Origin of the sequence: Bradyrhizobium sp. S3.2.6 (assembly GCF_040546885.1) — a bacterium.
GTDB lineage: Bacteria > Pseudomonadota > Alphaproteobacteria > Rhizobiales > Xanthobacteraceae > Bradyrhizobium > Bradyrhizobium cytisi.
Genome location: NZ_JBEPOS010000023.1, coordinates 56,353 through 74,029 on the forward strand (window position 1 = coordinate 56,353; position 17,677 = coordinate 74,029).

18 protein-coding genes and 1 pseudogene are annotated in these 17,677 nt (G+C 60.4%); 11 read left to right on the forward strand and 8 right to left on the reverse strand.

Translation table 11 applies throughout. The features are described 5' to 3' along the window. Positions 1-68: 68 nt before the first annotated feature. Positions 69-389: a hypothetical protein gene (locus ABID58_RS30240; RefSeq protein ID WP_148752495.1), complete on the reverse strand. Its 321-nt coding sequence runs from the start codon at positions 387-389 to the stop codon at positions 69-71. A gap of 105 nt (positions 390-494) precedes the next feature. Between ABID58_RS30240 and ABID58_RS30245 the strand changes: the two genes are divergently transcribed. The 6 genes from ABID58_RS30245 to ABID58_RS30270 all read left to right on the forward strand — a co-directional run bounded on the left by ABID58_RS30245 (position 495) and on the right by ABID58_RS30270 (position 6,306). Next, complete coding sequence (locus ABID58_RS30245; RefSeq protein ID WP_354036497.1) at positions 495-671, forward strand: DUF2934 domain-containing protein; 177 nt, start codon at positions 495-497, stop codon at positions 669-671. 66 nt (positions 672-737) lie between these two features. Then, the gene (locus tag ABID58_RS30250) at positions 738-1,787 is read left to right on the forward strand and encodes a flavodoxin family protein (RefSeq protein ID WP_354036569.1); all 1,050 of its coding nucleotides are present in this window, start codon (positions 738-740) and stop codon (positions 1,785-1,787) included. 150 nt (positions 1,788-1,937) lie between these two features. Then, the gene (locus ABID58_RS30255; RefSeq protein ID WP_148752623.1) at positions 1,938-2,435 is read left to right on the forward strand and encodes a (2Fe-2S)-binding protein; all 498 of its coding nucleotides are present in this window, start codon (positions 1,938-1,940) and stop codon (positions 2,433-2,435) included. Then, positions 2,432-3,445 (forward strand): FAD binding domain-containing protein, encoded by a 1,014-nt coding sequence (locus tag ABID58_RS30260; protein ID WP_354036499.1) that lies wholly within the window; start codon positions 2,432-2,434, stop codon positions 3,443-3,445. The genes ABID58_RS30255 and ABID58_RS30260 overlap by 4 nt, the downstream gene beginning before the upstream one ends. A gap of 9 nt (positions 3,446-3,454) precedes the next feature. After that, positions 3,455-5,695, forward strand: a complete 2,241-nt coding sequence (locus tag ABID58_RS30265; protein ID WP_354036500.1) for a xanthine dehydrogenase family protein molybdopterin-binding subunit — start codon at positions 3,455-3,457, stop codon at positions 5,693-5,695. A gap of 2 nt (positions 5,696-5,697) precedes the next feature. Then, the gene (locus ABID58_RS30270) at positions 5,698-6,306 is read left to right on the forward strand and encodes a cysteine hydrolase family protein (protein WP_354036502.1); all 609 of its coding nucleotides are present in this window, start codon (positions 5,698-5,700) and stop codon (positions 6,304-6,306) included. Positions 6,307-6,323: 17 nt separating this feature from the next. Here ABID58_RS30270 and ABID58_RS30275 read toward each other — a convergent pair whose 3' ends face one another. Then, positions 6,324-6,815: a DUF305 domain-containing protein gene (locus ABID58_RS30275; protein WP_354036570.1), complete on the reverse strand. Its 492-nt coding sequence runs from the start codon at positions 6,813-6,815 to the stop codon at positions 6,324-6,326. A 454-nt stretch (positions 6,816-7,269) separates the two neighbouring features. Further along, positions 7,270-8,097 (reverse strand): formate dehydrogenase accessory sulfurtransferase FdhD, encoded by an 828-nt coding sequence (gene fdhD / locus ABID58_RS30280; RefSeq protein ID WP_354036504.1) that lies wholly within the window; start codon positions 8,095-8,097, stop codon positions 7,270-7,272. Between the two features lie 160 nt (positions 8,098-8,257). Between fdhD and ABID58_RS30285 the strand changes: the two genes are divergently transcribed. Further along, positions 8,258-10,567 (forward strand): FdhF/YdeP family oxidoreductase, encoded by a 2,310-nt coding sequence (locus ABID58_RS30285; RefSeq protein ID WP_354036506.1) that lies wholly within the window; start codon positions 8,258-8,260, stop codon positions 10,565-10,567. A gap of 27 nt (positions 10,568-10,594) precedes the next feature. Next, complete coding sequence (locus tag ABID58_RS30290; protein ID WP_187434986.1) at positions 10,595-10,765, forward strand: hypothetical protein; 171 nt, start codon at positions 10,595-10,597, stop codon at positions 10,763-10,765. A 25-nt stretch (positions 10,766-10,790) separates the two neighbouring features. On the opposite strand, the gene ABID58_RS30295 is transcribed toward ABID58_RS30290, so the two are convergent. Next, positions 10,791-11,513 (reverse strand): DUF72 domain-containing protein, encoded by a 723-nt coding sequence (locus ABID58_RS30295; protein ID WP_354036507.1) that lies wholly within the window; start codon positions 11,511-11,513, stop codon positions 10,791-10,793. An 18-nt stretch (positions 11,514-11,531) separates the two neighbouring features. Continuing rightward, positions 11,532-12,467, reverse strand: a complete 936-nt coding sequence (locus tag ABID58_RS30300) for an NADP-dependent oxidoreductase (RefSeq protein WP_354036508.1) — start codon at positions 12,465-12,467, stop codon at positions 11,532-11,534. Positions 12,468-12,890: 423 nt separating this feature from the next. On the opposite strand from ABID58_RS30300, the gene ABID58_RS30305 reads away from it, so the two are divergent. Continuing rightward, on the forward strand, positions 12,891-13,061 hold the full coding sequence (locus ABID58_RS30305; protein WP_187434985.1) for a hypothetical protein: 171 nt from the start codon (positions 12,891-12,893) through the stop codon (positions 13,059-13,061). 177 nt (positions 13,062-13,238) lie between these two features. Here ABID58_RS30305 and ABID58_RS30310 read toward each other — a convergent pair whose 3' ends face one another. Further along, positions 13,239-13,439: a hypothetical protein gene (locus tag ABID58_RS30310; RefSeq protein WP_354036510.1), complete on the reverse strand. Its 201-nt coding sequence runs from the start codon at positions 13,437-13,439 to the stop codon at positions 13,239-13,241. 1,436 nt (positions 13,440-14,875) lie between these two features. Between ABID58_RS30310 and ABID58_RS30315 the strand changes: the two genes are divergently transcribed. Further along, on the forward strand, positions 14,876-15,130 hold the full coding sequence (locus tag ABID58_RS30315; protein WP_354036512.1) for a hypothetical protein: 255 nt from the start codon (positions 14,876-14,878) through the stop codon (positions 15,128-15,130). Between the two features lie 717 nt (positions 15,131-15,847). Then, complete coding sequence (locus ABID58_RS30320; RefSeq protein WP_354036513.1) at positions 15,848-16,723, forward strand: hypothetical protein; 876 nt, start codon at positions 15,848-15,850, stop codon at positions 16,721-16,723. Here the strand turns inward: ABID58_RS30320 and ABID58_RS30325 are convergent. Further along, the gene (locus tag ABID58_RS30325; RefSeq protein ID WP_148753410.1) at positions 16,694-17,368 is read right to left on the reverse strand and encodes a formate dehydrogenase accessory sulfurtransferase FdhD; all 675 of its coding nucleotides are present in this window, start codon (positions 17,366-17,368) and stop codon (positions 16,694-16,696) included. The two genes, ABID58_RS30320 and ABID58_RS30325, sit on opposite strands and share 30 nt — an antisense overlap. Continuing rightward, positions 17,361-17,519 (reverse strand): annotated as a pseudogene (locus ABID58_RS30330) (DUF3606 domain-containing protein); the annotation flags it as partial. The pseudogene ABID58_RS30330 and the gene ABID58_RS30325, both read right to left, overlap by 8 nt. Positions 17,520-17,677 lie beyond the last annotated feature (158 nt).

Below are 17,677 nucleotides of genomic sequence, written 5' to 3' on the forward strand. Positions count from 1 at the left end.
CGTATCACGGAGTGGCGCTCCCCGAATGGGCCACTGGCCCATGAAGTGCTCTCGTCTCGGGTTTCAATTTAGGAACGGCCGATTTGTTCCTGCGTTTTGCCGAAAACGGGAGAGCGAGAGTGAATGTTATCGATCATGTCATGCGGACCTTCGCCATGATGGCCAACTTGACTGATGAGGAGGCGCGGGCAGCGCGGAGCAGGCTTGAGCGTCATCTCGCCGCCTGCGAAGGTACCGAGCGTCAGCTTGCCGTAGAGGGTATCCGTTTTCTGCGGCAACCGCGACCGGTCAGGCGCCGCAGAAACAATCTGCAGCGTGATGATGTACGCGGCGGCGCCGATTAGAATGGCGAGGCCGACTGGCATGACGGCGAGAAACAGTTTTCCCAAGACGACGCTCCGTGCTTCCGATGCATGCAATGAATGGCGCCCTGATCCGTTCCAGCGTGGCGAAGCCCGCCAACGGTCCGAGTGTTGTTTCAGCGGTCAATCGAGATGATGATGGCACTGGAAGAGCAGATCCGAAATTATGCCTATCAGCTTTGGGAAAAGGCGGGAAAGCCCGAGGGGCGAGATGAAGAGTTCTGGCGGGCCGCGAAGGCCGAACTCGGAGCCGAAGACGAGGCTGCCGGTACCACTGACCAGCCCAACCGGACCATCCTGCCGGGTTGAAGCGGTCCCGGCGGCGCCGCCTAAATCGAAGAGGAGATTGTCTTGGCGATCGACGTCCGCAAGGGAATGCCGCCCACCAAACTCGACCGGCAGACATTCGAGAAGCGATTCCGCTCCCGTCTCGCCGATCCCGCCTTCGATCACCTTCAGGCCGAAATTGCTGCACTTCTCGACGCAGCGTGGGACAGTTATTCAAATTCGCGCAAATCACCGCATACGCGCAAGGCCGGTCCGGGTTACGCAGATCCGGACTATGATCTGGCTACTGACTGGATCAGAGCCAAAGAAGCAATCGATGACGCACGTCGCCGTCATGATGATCCGGCTCAAAGAGCTCGAATTCTCATCGTCAACGGCTCGTCTCGCAGTGAACATACCTGCCCGGGCGAAATGTCGAAGAGCTGGCGCATGGTGAAGCTCGCCGAGCCTTGTTTTTACGAAATGGGGTTCGATGTCGATATCCTCGACCTGTCACGCCTGACTTCGGAATACGGCAGGCAAATCCATCCCTGCAAATCATGCGTCTCGACTTCCATGGCGCTCTGTCATTGGCCCTGCAGCTGTTACCCCAACTACTCTCTCGGGCAGACGGACGACTGGATGAATGAAATCTATCCGCTGTGGGTCGCGGCGCATGGCATCATGATCATCGCGCCGGTCAATTGGTACCACGCGCCGACCGTCCTCAAGGCGATGATCGACCGTCTCGTCTGCGCTGATGGCGGCAATCCGGATCCGACGTCAACCCACGGCAAGTCCGCGGTTGAAGCCAAGGAACTGGAATTGAAGGGTTGGCCCTATCCCCGCCATCTGAAGGGACGCCATTTCGGTATCGTGGCACATGGCGACAGCATCGGCGCCGAGACAGTGCGCCGTTCGCTCGTAGACTGGCTGACGGACATGGAGCTGATTTCTGCAGGCGGGCTGGCCGAGAGCGACGGCTATGTCGGGTACATGAAGCCTTATGCCACATCGCACGAGGAATTCGACGAGGACCGGAATTTTCAGGAAGAGGTCTTGAACGTGGCTCGTGCCCTTGGAGCGGCGGTAGATCTCGCACGGACAGGGCGTCTGGAGAATCCTGGCAAGGATCTCAAGCAGCCTTATCCCAAGTAGTCTTGCTCCAGCGGACTTGCCTCGCGCCGCAGCAAAGTTTGCGGCGAGCAATGCCAGGTTCCATGGAAGCGGCCTTTGCCGTCAAACAGGAACTGTTCTCCGGATCGTGGTTTAAGAGCTGAGACCGAAGCGAGAGCGCTTGTGACCAAGATGGACACTCCGAAAATTGAGATCGCCTTGACCGTTAACGGCGTCCGCCACGACATCGCGGTGGCACCGTGGGAGACTTTGCTGGATGTTCTTCGCGAACGCCTGCACCTCACTGGGTCGAAGAAGGGCTGCGATCAAGGGCAGTGTGGCGCGTGTACGGTGCTGGTGGACGGCGAGCGGATCAACTCCTGCCTGGCGTTGGTCGTCTCCCGCGATGGGGCCGCGATTACCACCGTGGAGGGCTTGGCCGAGGGAGGAGAGCTTCATCCCTTGCAAGCTGCGTTCATCGAGCACGACGCGTTTCAGTGCGGTTACTGCACGCCCGGCCAGCTCTGCTCGGGTGTTGCATTGTTGCATGAGGGACGTGTCCATACGCGCGAAGACATCCGAGAGCTGATGAGCGGCAACCTCTGCCGTTGCGGGGCCTATACCAACATCGCCGATGCGATCGAGACGGTTCTGGATCGGCAAAATGCTGGCCGGGAGGCTGCTGAATGATCCGGTTCGACTATATCAGGGCAAACTCGGTCGCCGAGGCCGTAACGGCGCTTTCGTCGCCCGGCACCCGGGCCCTCGCCGGCGGTACCAACCTCGTCGATCTCATGAAATACGATGTCATGAAGCCTCGCCGGGTGGTCGACATCAATCGGCTTCCGCTCAAGGACATCTCGGAAAGAGAGAGCGGCGGTCTGAGAATCGGTGCCTTGGTCACTAATACCGCTCTCGCCTGGGACGCACGGATTGCGAAACGATATCCCTTGCTTGCCAGCGCCATTCTCGCCGGGGCGTCGCCACAGCTGAGAAACGCCGCAACGACCGGCGGAAATCTCCTGCAAAGGACGCGATGCTATTACTTCTACGATACGTCGACGCCCTGCAATAAGCGAGAACCAGGGTCCGGCTGCTCGGCCATCGGCGGCCTCAATCGCATCCATGCGATATTGGGCGCCAGCAATAGCTGCATCGCGGTCCATCCCTCCGACATGTGCGTCGCCTTGGCCGCACTGGACGCAGAGGTCGAGGTCGAGGGCCCGCAAGGCATTCGCACGATCCCGTTCCCGGAATTCCATCGGCTGCCTGCGGACGATCCAAAGCAGGACAATACGATGCAGGCCGATGAACTGATTACTGCGGTGATCCTGTCGCCTGCTAATTTCGGCCGCAACCACACCTATCTAAAGGTCCGCGATCGTCTGTCCTACGCGTTCGCGCTGGTCTCTGTGGCCGCAGCCCTCGAGATGCGCGATGGAATCGTGAGGGATGCACGTGTCGCGCTCGGCGGTGTGGCGCATAAGCCCTGGCGCGACAATGAGGCTGAAGACCTGCTCAAGGGCGAGAGGCCGGACGAGACCACGTTTCGTGCTTTTGCCGAGCGCCTCATGCGCGATGCGAAGGGGCAGGGCCACAACGACTTCAAGATCGAGCTGGCGCGGCGCATGATCCTTCGTGCGCTGATGCAGGCTGCCGCAGGCACGCCTCAGAACCAGTCAGACAAAGTCATTCGCTGAGGGCGCATCGTGGAAACGGCAAACATTCACCACATCGGCAACCCGACCAACCGGGTCGACGGGCGGCTCAAGGTCACCGGCGCGGCTCGCTATGCCGCCGAATATGAGGCGTCTGGTCTTCTTCATGGCGTCATCGTTTCGGCGACTGTCGCTGCCGGCCGCGTCGTGAGCCTTGAGACCGAGCGCGCCTTGTCTGTGCCGGGCGTCGTCGAAATCTTCACGCACGAGAATCGTGGAAGCGGTGCGTGGCTCGACCGCAATTGGAAGGATGAAGTCGCGCCGCCTGGCCATCCATTTCGGCCCCTGCATTCCGACCGCATCCTGTTCGCTGGCCAGCCTATTGCTCTCGTCGTGGCGGAGACTTTGGAGGCAGCCCGGGATGCCGCCTCGCTGGTGACGGCCGCCTACGAGGTCGAGCAGCATTGCACCGAGCTGGAGATCAAGCGATCCGAGGCTTACGAGCCCCCGGAAAAGAGATCAGGCATCCCGCCATCGCCAGAGCCCCGTGGCAAGCCGGAAGATGCTTTCGAGCGCGCCCGCCATCGCATTGCCGCAGACTACAGGATTCGCGCAGAGCACCACAATTCGATGGAGTTGTTTGCGACGACTTGCGTCTACGAAGGCAAGGACAAGCTCACGATCTACGAGAAAACGCAGGGTTCTCAGAACAGTCAGGGCTATGTCGCATCCGTTTTCGGCTTGAAAACCAAGAATGTGCGGGTCATCAATCACTATGTCGGCGGCGCCTTCGGATCTGCGCTGCGGCCGCAGCAACAGCTGTTCTTTGCCGTCATGGCGAGCCTCGAGCTCAAGCGGTCCGTGAGGGTGGTTCTCACCCGCTCGCAGATGTTCTACATCGGCTACAGGCCCGAGACCCGCCACGCCATCTCCCTGGCGGCAGACAACGAAGGGCGCCTGACCTCGATCATTCACGGCGCCGTTGCCGCCACCTCGCATTACGAGGACTACCAGGAAAGCATCGTGAACTGGTCGGGCATGATGTACCATTGCGACAACGTCAAGCTGAGCTACGGCCTCGCCAAGCTGAATACTGCGACGCCGTGCGACATGCGGGCACCGGGAGCGGCTGTCGGTGTGACTGCTTTTGAATGTGCCGTCGACGAGCTCGCTCATGAGGCGGGCATCGATCCGCTGGAGTTTCGCAAGCGCAATTTCGCGACGCTCGACGAGAACACGGGCAAGCAATTCACGTCAAAGGCACTCAGCGCCTGCTATCACCAAGGAGCGGCAAGAATTGGATGGGAACGGCGTTCCACCGAGCCGGGCGCGGTGCGGGACGGCCATGAGTTGGTCGGGCTCGGGATGGCGACCGGCATGTGGGAGGCCTTTCTCATGAAGGCATCAGCCGAGGCGAAGTTGACGCCGGATGGACGCCTTCAGGTATCGACCGCCGCCTCCGACATCGGGACCGGCACCTGGACGATCCTCGCTCAGATCGGTGCCGACGCACTCGGCCTGCCGGTCGAGGATGTCACGCCCATGATCGGGGATTCCTCGCTGCCAGCCTCTCCCGTGGAAGGAGGGTCATGGACCGCCGCATCGAACGGGTCGGCGGTCCTTGCCGCATGCGAGGCGATAAAGCAGACACTTTTCAAGCATGCCAGGAAGATGGCCAACTCTCCGTTGACAGCAGCCTCGTTCGATGAAGTGGTGTTTCTTAGCGGTCGTATCGCCCTTCGGACCGATCCGGATCGCGGATTGTCTCTTCCTGAGGTGATGCATGCTTCGGATCTCGACGAGATCAGGGGGAGCGGGAAGGCCGCTCCGAAGCTGTTGCAGATGCGCAAGTACGTCAGCTACACCCACTCCGCAGTGTTTGCCGAAGTGAGGGTGGATAGAGACATCGGTATCGTTCGAATTCCCAAAATCGTCTGTGCCGTGGCCGCGGGCAAGATCATCAACCCTAAGACGGCCCGCAGCCAGATCCTGGGTGGCGTGGTGATGGGCATCGGTATGGCGCTTCACGAGGAGGCCATGACCGACCACCGCCTGGGCAAAATCATGAACCATAGTTTGGCGGAATATCATGTTCCGGCACATGCCGACATCGCCGACATCGAGGTCATCTTTGTGGACGAGCAGGATGAGAAGGTCAGTCCGTTGGGCGTGAAGGGACTTGGCGAGATCGGTATCGTCGGAACCGCAGCCGCTGTTGCAAATGCGATCTTCAGCGCGACGGGGAAGCGCGTACGGGATTTTCCCATCACGCTCGACAAGATCATCAGGTAGTCGTGGGTGAGTTGCTTGCCTCTCCCGGTGCAAACGTCGTGCATCTTTGCATCGACATGCAACGATTGTTTGAACCGGGCGCTCCCTGGGCCACGCCTTGGCTCGAGCGCGCGTTGCCCCAGGTCGTACGTCTTGTCGAGCACGATTCACCGCGCACCGTCTTCACCCGCTTCATTCCGCCGCGTACCAAGGAGGAGGCGTGCGGCGTTTGGCGAGCTTATTATGAGAAATGGGAAAGCGTCACCCGTGAGAAGCTCGCGCCCGCTCTGCTCGACCTCGTGCCGCCATTGGTAAAATTTGTGCCGCCTGCCGTCGTCGTCGATCGTCACGGTTACAATGCCTTCGGAAATGGGAGTCTGCGGGCCTATCTCGTTGAGCACAACGTCGATGCGCTGATTGTTTCCGGCGGCGAAACGGACGTGTGCGTTCTGGCGACCGTCCTGGCTGCCGTGGACTATGGCTACCGCGTCATACTCGTCACGGATGCGCTCTGCAGCTCCTCGAACCAAAGTCACGATGCGTTGCTCGGTGTCTACAGCCAGCGCTTTAGCTTGCAGATTGAGGTCACGACGACCGAGTGCGTTCTCGAGCGGTGGCGGACGGCGATGTGATGGGGATTGGAGCAAATTTACTTTGGCGGCCTCGGCGCCAAGTCTTTGGCGTCGGCTGGCGTCGGCCTGGCTTCAAGATCGGCGATCAGGTTCTCCATTTCCCCGATCTCCCTAACCTGCGCTTCAATAATGCCATCCGCCAGCTTGCGGACACGAGGGTCTCTGATGTGAGCCCGTTCGCTCGTGAGCACGGCAATTGAATGATGCGGGATCATGGCCTTCATGTAGAAAACATCGGTCACCGTCTCTTGACTGCGGACCAGCCATAGCGAGACGGCAAACACAGCAATGCATCCAATCAAAATGGAGATGTTTGCGGTGCGGTTCTTGTACATACTCCACATGAAGCTGAGCATCACGGCGGCCATCACGGCTCCCATTAGAAGCGCCATCCAGGCACGCGTTTGACTGAACCATATGTGATCCATCGCGAACGTATTGAGGTACATGAGCCCGAACATGATCAGTGTGGAAGTCACGATCATGGCGGCGAAACGTCCGTAAGACATCAGGAGAAATTCCTTCACGCGCAGGTCACTTGACTCAGACGATGATCGTTACGCGGCTCTCCCAACATGGCTGGCGCAGACCGACCGGCCCGAACGAACACTGATCACTGCCAAGCGCTTTCGTTTTTGTTTTCATAGTCTTTGAACGGCTTTTCGAGGCCACCCAGAACTTCGGCCGCGGTCTCGAACATCGCCTTTAGCTAAGGCTCGTCGACCTTCTGGATGTCCTTGCGGAGATGGGTTCGAATTTCCTCGAGCGCCTTCTGCATCTTCTGCGTATGATGACGAGGATCGCGGTCTGCGGAACTTGCCATGTTGAATGTCCTCGTTGCGATGCGGCTAAAACCATCTGCAGAACGCCGGGTTCCAATCACGAAATACTGCTGGGATGGTCGGTGACCGGCGGAAAATCCGATTGGGGTCATTCATGACCAGGGCGAGCCAGTAGCATTTTCTAGGCCGGCAGGATGCGACCGGAATGACTGAAGACGTCGTATTCATGGCCTCGCGCGATTCCGATAACCGTTATGCCGCAGGCCTCGGCCGTTCGGACGGCGAGAGCCGTTGGCGCGGAGACCGCGATCAGAAGTCCCGCACCCATCATGGCAGCCTTCTGAACGAGCTCGACCGAGAGGCGGCTGGTCAGAACGAGGGCGCCGTCGCACCCGGATATGCCGCGCACGGCCAGTGCGCCAGCCAACTTGTCGAGCGCATTATGGCGACCGACGTCCTCTCTCACCAAAATCGTTCGTTCTTGCGGCAGATAGAGGCCGGCTGCGTGGGTGGCTCGTGTCCTGCGATTGAGCTCCTGCGCGTCGACCATCGCTTGCACCGCGGCTGCGATCTGGGGCGGGCGAAGCGATATGCCGCGCGGCACGGACGGCAGCACTCTTGTCGCGGACTGCAGGCTTTCAATGCCGCAAAGGCCGCACCCCGTCGGCCCGACGAGTTGTCGCCGCCGCTCCATAAGTTCGCGCCCGCGCCCGGTCGTCAGCCACGCCCGTAACTCGGTGCCTTCGGGATGGCAGATGATCTCCGTATCGCGAATTTCCGCAGGATCGCTGATGATGCCTTCGGTCAGGCTGAAGCCGACCGCCAGGTCGGTGAGGTCCGCCGGCGTCGCCATCAGGACCGCCAGTGATATTCCGTTGTAGATCAGGGCGACCGGCGCCTCTTCCGCAAGGAGGCGTGAGGACGCCTCATGGCGATGATTGAGACGGCCTGCATTCACCATGGCAGGCGGGAGGGCGGCACGGTCCTGATCGAGTGACGTGGGATGCAAATGAGCCTCCTGTGAAGTGGTGACGCCCGAGCTATCCGAATGGTTCCTTGACGACGAGCGTCGGTGGGATTGGCTGGATGGTCCCTGGTCGATGCGTTGGAACGAAAGATGCCGCCCGGTTTTCTCCCTTTAGGGGCAGGGGCTTTTTGGGAATCGGTCAATGGCAAAGTCACGCAGACTCAGCCCCAATCTGAAAGTCGAGCGATACGATGCGCCTGCGGGCGGATGGGGATCGGTCAGGTCGCTGGCCAGAAGCCTCGCACGCTCTCACGTTCCTTTCAGTGGTTCGCGCGTTCTTCTGAAGCAGAACAAACCCGATGGCTTTGCCTGCGTGAGTTGCGCCTGGGCGAAGCCCGCCGATCCGCGCGTCTTCGAGTTCTGCGAGAACGGTGCGAAAGCAACGACGTGGGAGATCACCCAGAAGCGGGTGACGCCCGGGTTTTTCGATCATCATCCCGTGAGCGAGCTGGACTCGTGGGACGATCATCAGCTTGAGGCGGCCGGGCGATTGACGCACCCGATGCGCTTCGACGCTGCAAGCGATAGGTATTTGCCTGTGAGCTGGAATGAGGCTTTTGCGGAGATCGGCCGGGAGTTGCGCGAGCTCACGCCCGACAGTGCCGTATTCTACACCTCCGGACGGGCCTCGCTCGAGACGTCCTTCATGTATGGGCTTTTGGCCAGAGCCTATGGCACCAACAACCTGCCTGACAGCTCCAACATGTGTCATGAGACCTCATCGGTGGCGCTTCCCGAGAGCATTGGCGTTCCCGTGGGAACCTGCACGCTGGATGACTTCGCCAAGACCGATTGCATCTTTTTCTTTGGTCAGAATGTCGGTACGTCGAGCCCGCGGATGCTGCATCAGCTTCAAGAGGCGGTGAAGCGGGACGTCCCGATCATCACCTTCAATCCCTTGCGAGAGCGGGGGCTGGTTGAGTTCACCAATCCGCAAGCGCCGGGCGAAATGCTCAGCGGCGCAGCGACGCCGATCAGCTCGCAATATCATCAGGTCAGGACCGGTGGCGACACCGCCGCGATGATGGGCATCGCCAAGGCGTTGCTGCAGCTGGAGGAGGCCAGCCCTGTGGGTGGCTCAGTCATCGATTGGGACTTCATCAAAGAGCATAGTCATGGCTGGGACGACTGGTCGACCGCCGTCAAGGCGTGCAGTTGGTCCGGTATCGAGGACAGATCCGGCTTGACGCGGGGCGCGCTCGAGGCAGCTGCTCACGTCTACGCGCAGAAAAATTCGGTGATGTTCATCTATGGAATGGGGCTGACGCAACATCGCAAGGGCGTGGAGACCGTGCAAACCATGGTCAATCTCGCGCTGATGCGCGGCAATGTCGGCCGCCCGGGTGCCGGCATCTGCCCGGTGCGTGGCCATTCCAACGTCCAGGGCCAGCGTACGGTGGGCATTACCGAGAAGCCTGGGATGGTGCCAGCTGACAAGATCAAGGCGCTGTTCGGCATCGACGTGCCGCAGAAGAAGGGTCTCACCACGGTGGAGGCCTGCAAGGGTATCATCGACGGATCGGTTCGGGCCGTGATCCAGCTCGGCGGCAATTTGGTACGCTCCGTACCGGAGCATCGCCTGGTGGTTCCAGCGTGGCGCAAGCTTCGGCTCACAGTGCAGATCCTGACCAAGCTGAACCGGTCGGCGCTCGCCCATGGCGAAGTATCCTATATTTTGCCGTGTCTCGGGCGGACCGAGATCGATCTGCAGGAAACCGGCCAGCAAGCTGTCGCCGTCGAGGATTCCACCGGTTGCATGCATGGCTCACGGGGACAGGCCCGGCCCGCAAGTCCTGACCTTCTGTCCGAGCCAAGGATCGTTGCCGAGCTCGCCAAGGCCACGGTGTCTGGCCGAACGACCATTTCCTGGGACGCCTGGGTTGCGGACTACGCCCGGATCCGCGACGCCATCGCGTCCACGTATCCGGACATTTTCCACGACTTCAATGAGCGAATGTGGAAGCCCGGCGGCTTTCACCGTCCGATCGCTGCCCGGCAACGATCATGGAGAACCAAAACGGGGAAAGCCAACTTCATCGTCCCATCGTCGCTCGTGACCGACATCGACACGCCCCCGGAGGCACGCGACGTGGTGCAGCTGATCACACTGCGGAGCAACGGCCAATTCAACACCACGATTTATAATTATGACGACCGCTTCCGCGGCATCTACGGCTCGCGGCTTGTGGTGCTTATGCATCGCAATGACATCGAGAGATGGGGATTGAAAGAAGGAGTGACGGTGACGCTGGCGACTGCGGTTGACGACGGCGTAGATCGTCAGGTGAGCGGCCTGCGCGTCGTTGCCTACGATATCCCGGAAGGCTGCATCGCCAGCTACTTTCCGGAATGCAACCCGCTATTGCCGCTGTGGCACCATGAGGAAAAGGCCAAGACGCCGGCCGCGAAATCGATCCCGGTCCGGGTGAAAGCCGAAGCCGCTGCGGTCTGACAGCCATGGCGGTTGAAGGAGGAAACGATGCTTGAAGAGAAGCTCAAGGAAGCAATCATCGGTGAACTGAAGCGTCAGGCCGCAAACAGCCCTCAGATTCTCAGAGTGGAAGGCTCGGACGAGTTGGTCGTCAACGGCAAGATCGACCTGTCGGAGCTCGTCATGGTCATCGCAGGGTCTGTGTCTGGCGGTCCGTGATGCGTCGAATGTCAGCCGAAAATGCCTAGACTAGTTCCTTCAGCCGTTTGGCATCGGCCGGCGCCGCGCTTTTCTGGTCGTTGTCGAAATAGACATAGACGTCGCAGCCCTGCCGCTTCCAGGACCTGATGCGTCTGGCCCATTCTTCCAGAATGGCCGGCGGGTAACGACCGTGATAGCGGCCGCTCGGTCCGTGGCCTCGAATGTAGACGAAATTCGCGGTTCGCTTCCAAGGCGCTGGTGCATCGTGATGATCGGAAAGACAAAGCGAGATGTTTGCCTTCCTCAGTATTTTCAGAATGCCCGGATGATACCAGCTGGGATGCCGAAACTCGAAGCTGTAACGTCGTTTGCGAGACAGAAGTTCAAGAAAGGAGGCGAGCCGATCTGCATCGGCCTCGAATTGCGGTGGAAGCTGGAAGAGGATGGGGCCGGCTTTCTGCCCCAACAGCGAACGGCGCTCTTCAAGTAGCTCAAGACTGTTCACCGACCGATCCGACAATCGCTTCCAATGCGTAATGAACTTTGAAGCCTTCCACGCGAAGACAAAATCCTTGCCGGTCTGCTCGCGCCAGCCTTTTACGGCCTCCGGCGTCGGCGTCCGATAAAACACCCCATTGAGCTCGGTCGTATCAAACTGGCTGGCGTAGTGGCAAAGCTGCTGCTTGATCGGCAGCTCCTTGGGAAAGAAAGGCCCCCGCCAAGATGCGTAGTGCCAACCTGACGTGCCGATATGAACGCGTGGCATGTGGAATTTCAACTCAACTCAGGACACCGCAAGCACGACCTTTCCCGCCGAATGCCCGCGCTCGACCGACGCAAGTGCCACCATCGCTTGCTCGAGTGGAAAGCTTTTCTCGACGTGCGGTCGGACGTTTCCAGTCGCGATCAGCGCGCCAATCCCGGACAGTTCGTCTCCGTCGGGCTCGACGGTATATCGCATCGCCTTCACGCCCGCGGCGCGAGCCCTATCCTGCGACGGTGCCGTCAGGGTGGAGATCAGCCGTCCGCCTTGCTTCAGCACGGCCCAGGATCGCTCGCGCGTCTCGCCATCGATCAAGTCGAACACCAGGTCGACGTCAGAAGCGGCGTCTTCAAAGCGTTGGTTCTTGTAGTCGATCACGACATCTGCCCCGAGGGAGCGGGCAAACGTGACGTGTTCTGTCGATACCGTGGTCAGGACACGCGCCCCGCTTGCCTTGGCAAACTGAACGGCAAAATGGCCGACGCCGCCGGACCCGCCGTGAATCAGGACGGATTCTCCGGCCCGCAATTGGCCGTGTCTAAACAGGCCCTGATGCGCCGTCTGTCCGGCCAGCGGTATTGCAGCCGCGTGGATATGGTCAATACCAGCGGGTTTGATGGCGATGGCGCGCTCCTCGAGGACGACCTGCTCGGCATAGCCTCCGCCCCAGACCGGGACCATCCCGATCACCTCATCGCCGACGCGCACGCGATCGACCTGGGCCCCGCATTGCAGAACGATGCCGGAGACGTCACGGCCGGGGGTATAAGGCAGCCGGTCATCTTTCACCGAGGGATATTTGCCGGAGCGGATCTTGAAGTCGACCGGGTTCACGCTTGCCGCGCGGACAGCCACCAGAATTTGGCGAGCGTCCGGCCCCGACTGCTCGACTTCGTCGAGTTGGAGTACCTCGTTGTCACCGAAACGGTGAAACCTGATCTTCCGTATCCTGGTCATCTCTGAACCGTTCCTCTCGCCATGACTGGACGATCAACGGTGTCCGTTACCCCTCGTTCCGAAAGACGGGCCGGGACCGAGCGCGACGCTTGGTATCCTCTTTGGAACGTCAGTTTATGGCACCGGGTTAGTCGAAGACTGGAAACCCAGGGAAAACCCCAGAACGAATGGTCGCTCGGTCTGGATGGCGAAACGACGAAAGGAATGCTGCATGGACATCACACGATGCCGGGCACCGTGGGCACGGCCTGATTCCAGCTCTGTCCAAAGGCTGCCGGACAGAACTCTCGCGCCTCTCGTGCGAAAATCAGGACCCCTTGAAAACTGATGCCGCGAGATCGGTTGAAGGTCCGTTCTCTACCCGCGCGCTGATATCGCCCGAATCTGAGACGGCCTAGTTGCGCCGCCAAGCCAGGAGGTCCGATGTACGCGTTGTTCGAACGCGACAGACAAATCGGCGCTGCATTTCCGACCGAAAAGGAAGTGTGGGAGGCGGCGCTGATAGAAGGGCTCGTCACCGACGTTCCGGTGGCTGACGAGGAAGGTGGCCAAATCCTGCCAGACGGCTACCACGTTAAACGGGTCGAGCCGTGAATCGGGAAGCTCTGGAGCACCAAGCCGATCGAGCCGAAGCCCTCGCTGCCGAGGCCGCCGATGACGACGTCAGGAAGGATCTCCTGGACGCGGCAAGACGATACAGAGCTCAGCTCAAGGTCGGAAGATGCAAGCCAAGGCCCGAATGGAAGCTTTCGGACGAGATTTCCTGACGGGCTATCTTATGTTGCTCTTGAGAAAAGTCAGGCCGTCGACGGTTAGCCGGTTCTCGCTGGTCTCGCCGTCCGCGACGAGGCCTTCCAGGTAAGTCTCCAGTTCCGGCAGTCTTTGCTCGAAGTCGGAACCACGACCCATCAGATCGCAGGTCTTCTTGATCCGTTCGATTGGCTTTTCAAAAATGTTGATCTGCGCGTTCATCACCCCCCGAACACGCTTCCGAGGCAGTGGTTCCTTGTGTCGCAGAGCCAAGGTTCGTCAAATGCAGCGCATCTGTTGGCTAATGAACGAAGCACAATGGTCTTGCGACGAACGCCCGGCTCCGGTCGGACGATCCCCAGATGCCATTCCGACACGCGGTCAGCGGCTCCGACAAACCGGCTGTCTTTGTTCGCTCCTCGCGACGCTTCTTCGTGCTCGAAATATGCTGCTTGCGCGTGCGCTTCGCGTATGTCGGGAGCTGTCTCGACGACCGGTGCCGTCCGGCCGCTCGCAATTCAGCATCCGTGAGATCGCTGTCGGCTCCTCAGTGAGCCTGCCGTGGCGGAAAGAGGTGAACGACACCCTTCACGAAGACCGGCGGAGCGGGTGATCTCCTTCACCACATCGCGGAGATAGCCGAGAAGCGCCACGAACGATCTCCACGCAACACGTGATTCAAAGTGGCATAGGCGGAATCGTTCCAGAACCGCGTATCCTTCCCGGCGTTGGTCGCAATTGTGAAGGTTTTCGGATGCCGGCCCCATGACGGTGGCTCGGCGCACACCGGGGCCGGCGTACGCAAACCTCCAAGGGAGGAAACCGCGGGAGTTATGGCGAGGTGGGGCGTCAGACGCTATGGGGATTTCGTCGCTGACGATGTGCGTGCAAGGTTTCGTTGCGCGCGTTTTGCGGACGCGATTGAGCAGCTTGGCCGTTTGATCGGACGACCGCGATGGGCATAGGCAGAGCCGGCGTTGAGCGTCGATTTGTTGATAGGCCTGTAGCCGAAGTTGCCGTGACGGCAAGCAATTTGGTTGCCGGTCGAGGGCCGGCGAAATTGGTGCGCAGATTTGTGATGTTGGCGCACCGCCGCGATCATGACGTGTCGATCCTGATCACGATTGGGGATGCCGCCGGCCGGTAGCGCGGCGAGCCATGGCTTCGTCTCCCTTTCTGGCGGGTTTTGTCGGCTTAACTCGGCTGCTATCGGGGCGTTCCAGCTTCGGAGAACATGTCGCAGCGCCGATCGCCAATCTATCGTCGCTGACATCGACTCTGACAACCTCAGCTCCAATGACCCCATGGCGAGAGACCTGCATCGAGATCGCGGTGTCCATTCAGCCTCGCTGACGGAAGTTGCCCTTGAGGCTCGCCAACTCCGCCACTCTTCAATGTTGGCGCTGCTCTCTCGCGCGCTCGGAACGGAAGGCCTGTATTTTTGTTCAATCGTCCAGAGAGCTCAAAGGAGAAGAGCTATGATCGCTAATAGACTTATGATCTTGGGCGCGGTGCTCGCCTTCGGTGCCAACTCCGCTTATGCCGGTCCCTGCAACACGGTGAGCCGCGATGCAGGATCAGGGAATGTCCCTGGCTATACCGGACAAACCACTGGTTCCACAGCAACTGATTCCAGGCAGCATCCGCCGACATCTTCGATGGGCAAAGCCTCGGAGCATACCGCAACGTCGTCGGAAGACGCGCAGCGTCAGATGCAGGGCCAGCCCACTGCTGCCGAGCAATCAACGGCGACCAAGCCTGCACCCTCCGCACAGTCGCCGGATCGGACGGCAGGCACAGTCGAGCAGACCCGCCCCGCGCCCACTGAACAATCAAAGAAGGCGACGGCTGGTGCGGCCGAGCCCGCACCGTCCGAGCAAAAGATGACGGCGGCCGAGCAGGACTGCGACTGAGCGCGGCGACAATGGTTTCATGGGGGCAAATCGAGGGCGGCCGAACGCCTTTTCCGCTTCTGTGCAGGTTTTCGGAGGGCGCTGGGAAGTAGACGGTGCAAGTCCCTTACGGTGAAGGAGTAGCGACCCACATCGGCCCTGAGCCGTGCGCAGACGTCCGCAAGGGCGACGGCGAAGCGTCGGCAGGATTGTACAGGCCAGCCATTGAACCGCGAAAGACCTATCATCCCGGGTACCGACACAGTTCCGGCTCCATGAAGGTTGCGCTGCGCACACCGGGCCGGCGTCCGCAAATCTCCAAGGGAGGAAACCGCAGGAGTTGGCACGTAGGTGGCGCGGCGTGGGCTATGGGGATTTGTGCGCCACCGCCCGCCGCAGTGGCCTACCGCGCGAGCGGTTTAGTCCCTTGGCGCTAAGCGGCCATTGAGCATACGAATGGGCGAACGGGCGCGTTTGAGCGTCGGCGAGCCAATCGATAAGCTGCCGAGAGCCTATTCGGCGAATGTCGGAGCAATGACGCACGGCAATCGCAGCGGATAGCGCTGGCGTGTTGCGTGGCATCATTAGCATCCGACAGGAACCTTCCGAACCAAATGCAATTATCAGGCCGGAGCGGAACTGGAGGACTGAAATGAACCAGGTGATCTATCTGATCGGCCTGATCGTCGTGATAATGGCCATCCTTTCGTTCTTCGGTCTGCGCTGAGGACTTCGATCATGACCATCGAAGCTCCCACGCTCATCGAAGACGAAGCGCTGACAATTCCCGATCAAGGGCAATATTTGCGATGGACGCCCATCGTCTTAGGCGCGTTCGTCGCGACGGCATTCAACTCTACTCTTGTGACCTTTGGCGTCGCCATCGGTCTCGGTGTCAGCTCAACCTCGCCAACATGGCGAGACGCGTCTATTGCACTGTCGCTGCTCTCCGGCCTCTATTTGATCTTGCAGGCGCTCGTCAGTTTTGGTCTGGGCGGCTACATTGCGGGGCGAGTTCGCGGCGACATCGATGCGACCAGTAGTGCGGAAGGCGAGATGCGTGACGGACTTCATGGGCTGGCGGCATGGGCGCTCGCGGTTCTGCTTGGCGCTGTTCTGGCAGGCATTGTTAGCGCAGCCCCGGTCAATCGCGCATCTTCACCAACGACATTGGCCAACAATACGGTTGCCGAGCCGCTTCTGAGCTACGAACTCGATCGGCTCTTGCGCTCGTCGCGTCGATCTGCGAATGCCGATATCAGTGCCGAACGCGCCGAGGCAGGCCGGATTCTCATGACCTCGTCGAGCCACAACGGTGTGAATGGTGATGACCGGACCTATCTGATCCAGCAGATCCAGGCGCTCACGAGCCTTTCGGCCGGGGACTCCGAGCGACGGGTCGATCAGGCGCTCGCGAGCTCGAAAACGGCGATCGCTCATGCTCGTCGCAGCACGATCGTTCTCGCGTTCTCCTTGGCCGCGGCCACACTGCTCGGGGCTGTGAGCGCTTGGGCCGCGGCAGTTGCCGGCGGTCGGCACCGCGACGGCGCGCCGCTCCCGGAGTGGATGGCCTTTGCCGACAGATTAGAGCCAAAGAGAACGGCCGCGCCATAGGCTCAGTCCGTGGGCAGACCGGCGTGCCAGCCCATTCGATCGTGGCGGCGCCGCCGGACGCCAGGGCAGCGATTGCGCCCTTTCGGGCCAGATATTCGTGCGGCACATCATCAGAGAATTCCGGCGAAATGGCTGAAGATCTCGAATTCGCGTCCGCTTGCGATGCGGACCAGCGTGATGCCGTTGCAGCCGCCCGTATTGCGAGCCGGTAGGCGCCGAAATTGCGACGCCGGCACCGATCGCGGCGGTCCTTTGCACCATCTCCATCGATATCCGGCTCGTGAGGGTGACGGCGCCAGCGCGTCCCGACACTCCCTCCACCGCGAGGGCACCGGCAAGCTTGTCGAGCGCGTTGTGGCGGCCGACGTCCTCGCGCACGATCATGTCTCTCCTGTCGGGCTGGAAAAATCCGGCGGCGTGGGTGGCGTATGTCTTGTGATTGAGGAGTTGCAGCGCAGCCAGGGTCTCGATGGAAATGCAAATCTGTTTGGGCGTGAGGTAGACCTGCCGATGAACCGGTCGAGCAACCCGGTTGGCCTCACGCAAGCTTTCGATCCCGCATAGCCGCAACCCGTCGGCTGCGGCCGGAGTTCGATCGCAGCCACATTCGCAGTTCGCCAGTGCGCCGTAGAGCGACTCAGCCATGTTGCTCCTCCTCTTTCTTTTCGTGGAGAAGCTCCTTGCGGACGGATACGGCGGAGTTTCCAAGCTTATCGATCGCCTTTTGCAGTTGCGTCGTCGTCCAGTGCTTGGCCCCGTAATCTTCACTCATGTTGATCTTGCTGGGGTCGGACGGTCCTTTCTTGTTAAGTTAAGATTGTCCACCCTCGGCCTCCGCGATGGGGTGCCATGTTCCGGCGGCAAACCTCGTCAATGGGCTTCGCCAAGTCCAGCCGACTAAGCGGACATGACTTCGCTTTGAAAATTGGAGCGCAGAGCGCGGCGGCAGACATC

Coding starts and splice junctions, on each gene's coding strand:
- ABID58_RS30245 (WP_354036497.1), top strand. CDS start 495: ATGATGATGGCACTGGAAGAGCAGATCCGAAATTATGCCTATCAGCTT.
- ABID58_RS30250 (WP_354036569.1), top strand. CDS start 738: ATGCCGCCCACCAAACTCGACCGGCAGACATTCGAGAAGCGATTCCGC.
- ABID58_RS30255 (WP_148752623.1), top strand. CDS start 1,938: ATGGACACTCCGAAAATTGAGATCGCCTTGACCGTTAACGGCGTCCGC.
- ABID58_RS30260 (WP_354036499.1), top strand. CDS start 2,432: ATGATCCGGTTCGACTATATCAGGGCAAACTCGGTCGCCGAGGCCGTA.
- ABID58_RS30275 (WP_354036570.1), bottom strand. CDS start 6,815: ATGTCTTACGGACGTTTCGCCGCCATGATCGTGACTTCCACACTGATC.
- ABID58_RS30285 (WP_354036506.1), top strand. CDS start 8,258: ATGGCAAAGTCACGCAGACTCAGCCCCAATCTGAAAGTCGAGCGATAC.
- ABID58_RS30290 (WP_187434986.1), top strand. CDS start 10,595: ATGCTTGAAGAGAAGCTCAAGGAAGCAATCATCGGTGAACTGAAGCGT.
- ABID58_RS30295 (WP_354036507.1), bottom strand. CDS start 11,513: ATGCCACGCGTTCATATCGGCACGTCAGGTTGGCACTACGCATCTTGG.
- ABID58_RS30300 (WP_354036508.1), bottom strand. CDS start 12,467: ATGACCAGGATACGGAAGATCAGGTTTCACCGTTTCGGTGACAACGAG.
- ABID58_RS30305 (WP_187434985.1), top strand. CDS start 12,891: ATGTACGCGTTGTTCGAACGCGACAGACAAATCGGCGCTGCATTTCCG.
- ABID58_RS30310 (WP_354036510.1), bottom strand. CDS start 13,439: ATGAACGCGCAGATCAACATTTTTGAAAAGCCAATCGAACGGATCAAG.
- ABID58_RS30315 (WP_354036512.1), top strand. CDS start 14,876: ATGGGCAAAGCCTCGGAGCATACCGCAACGTCGTCGGAAGACGCGCAG.
- ABID58_RS30320 (WP_354036513.1), top strand. CDS start 15,848: ATGACCATCGAAGCTCCCACGCTCATCGAAGACGAAGCGCTGACAATT.
- ABID58_RS30325 (WP_148753410.1), bottom strand. CDS start 17,368: ATGGCTGAGTCGCTCTACGGCGCACTGGCGAACTGCGAATGTGGCTGC.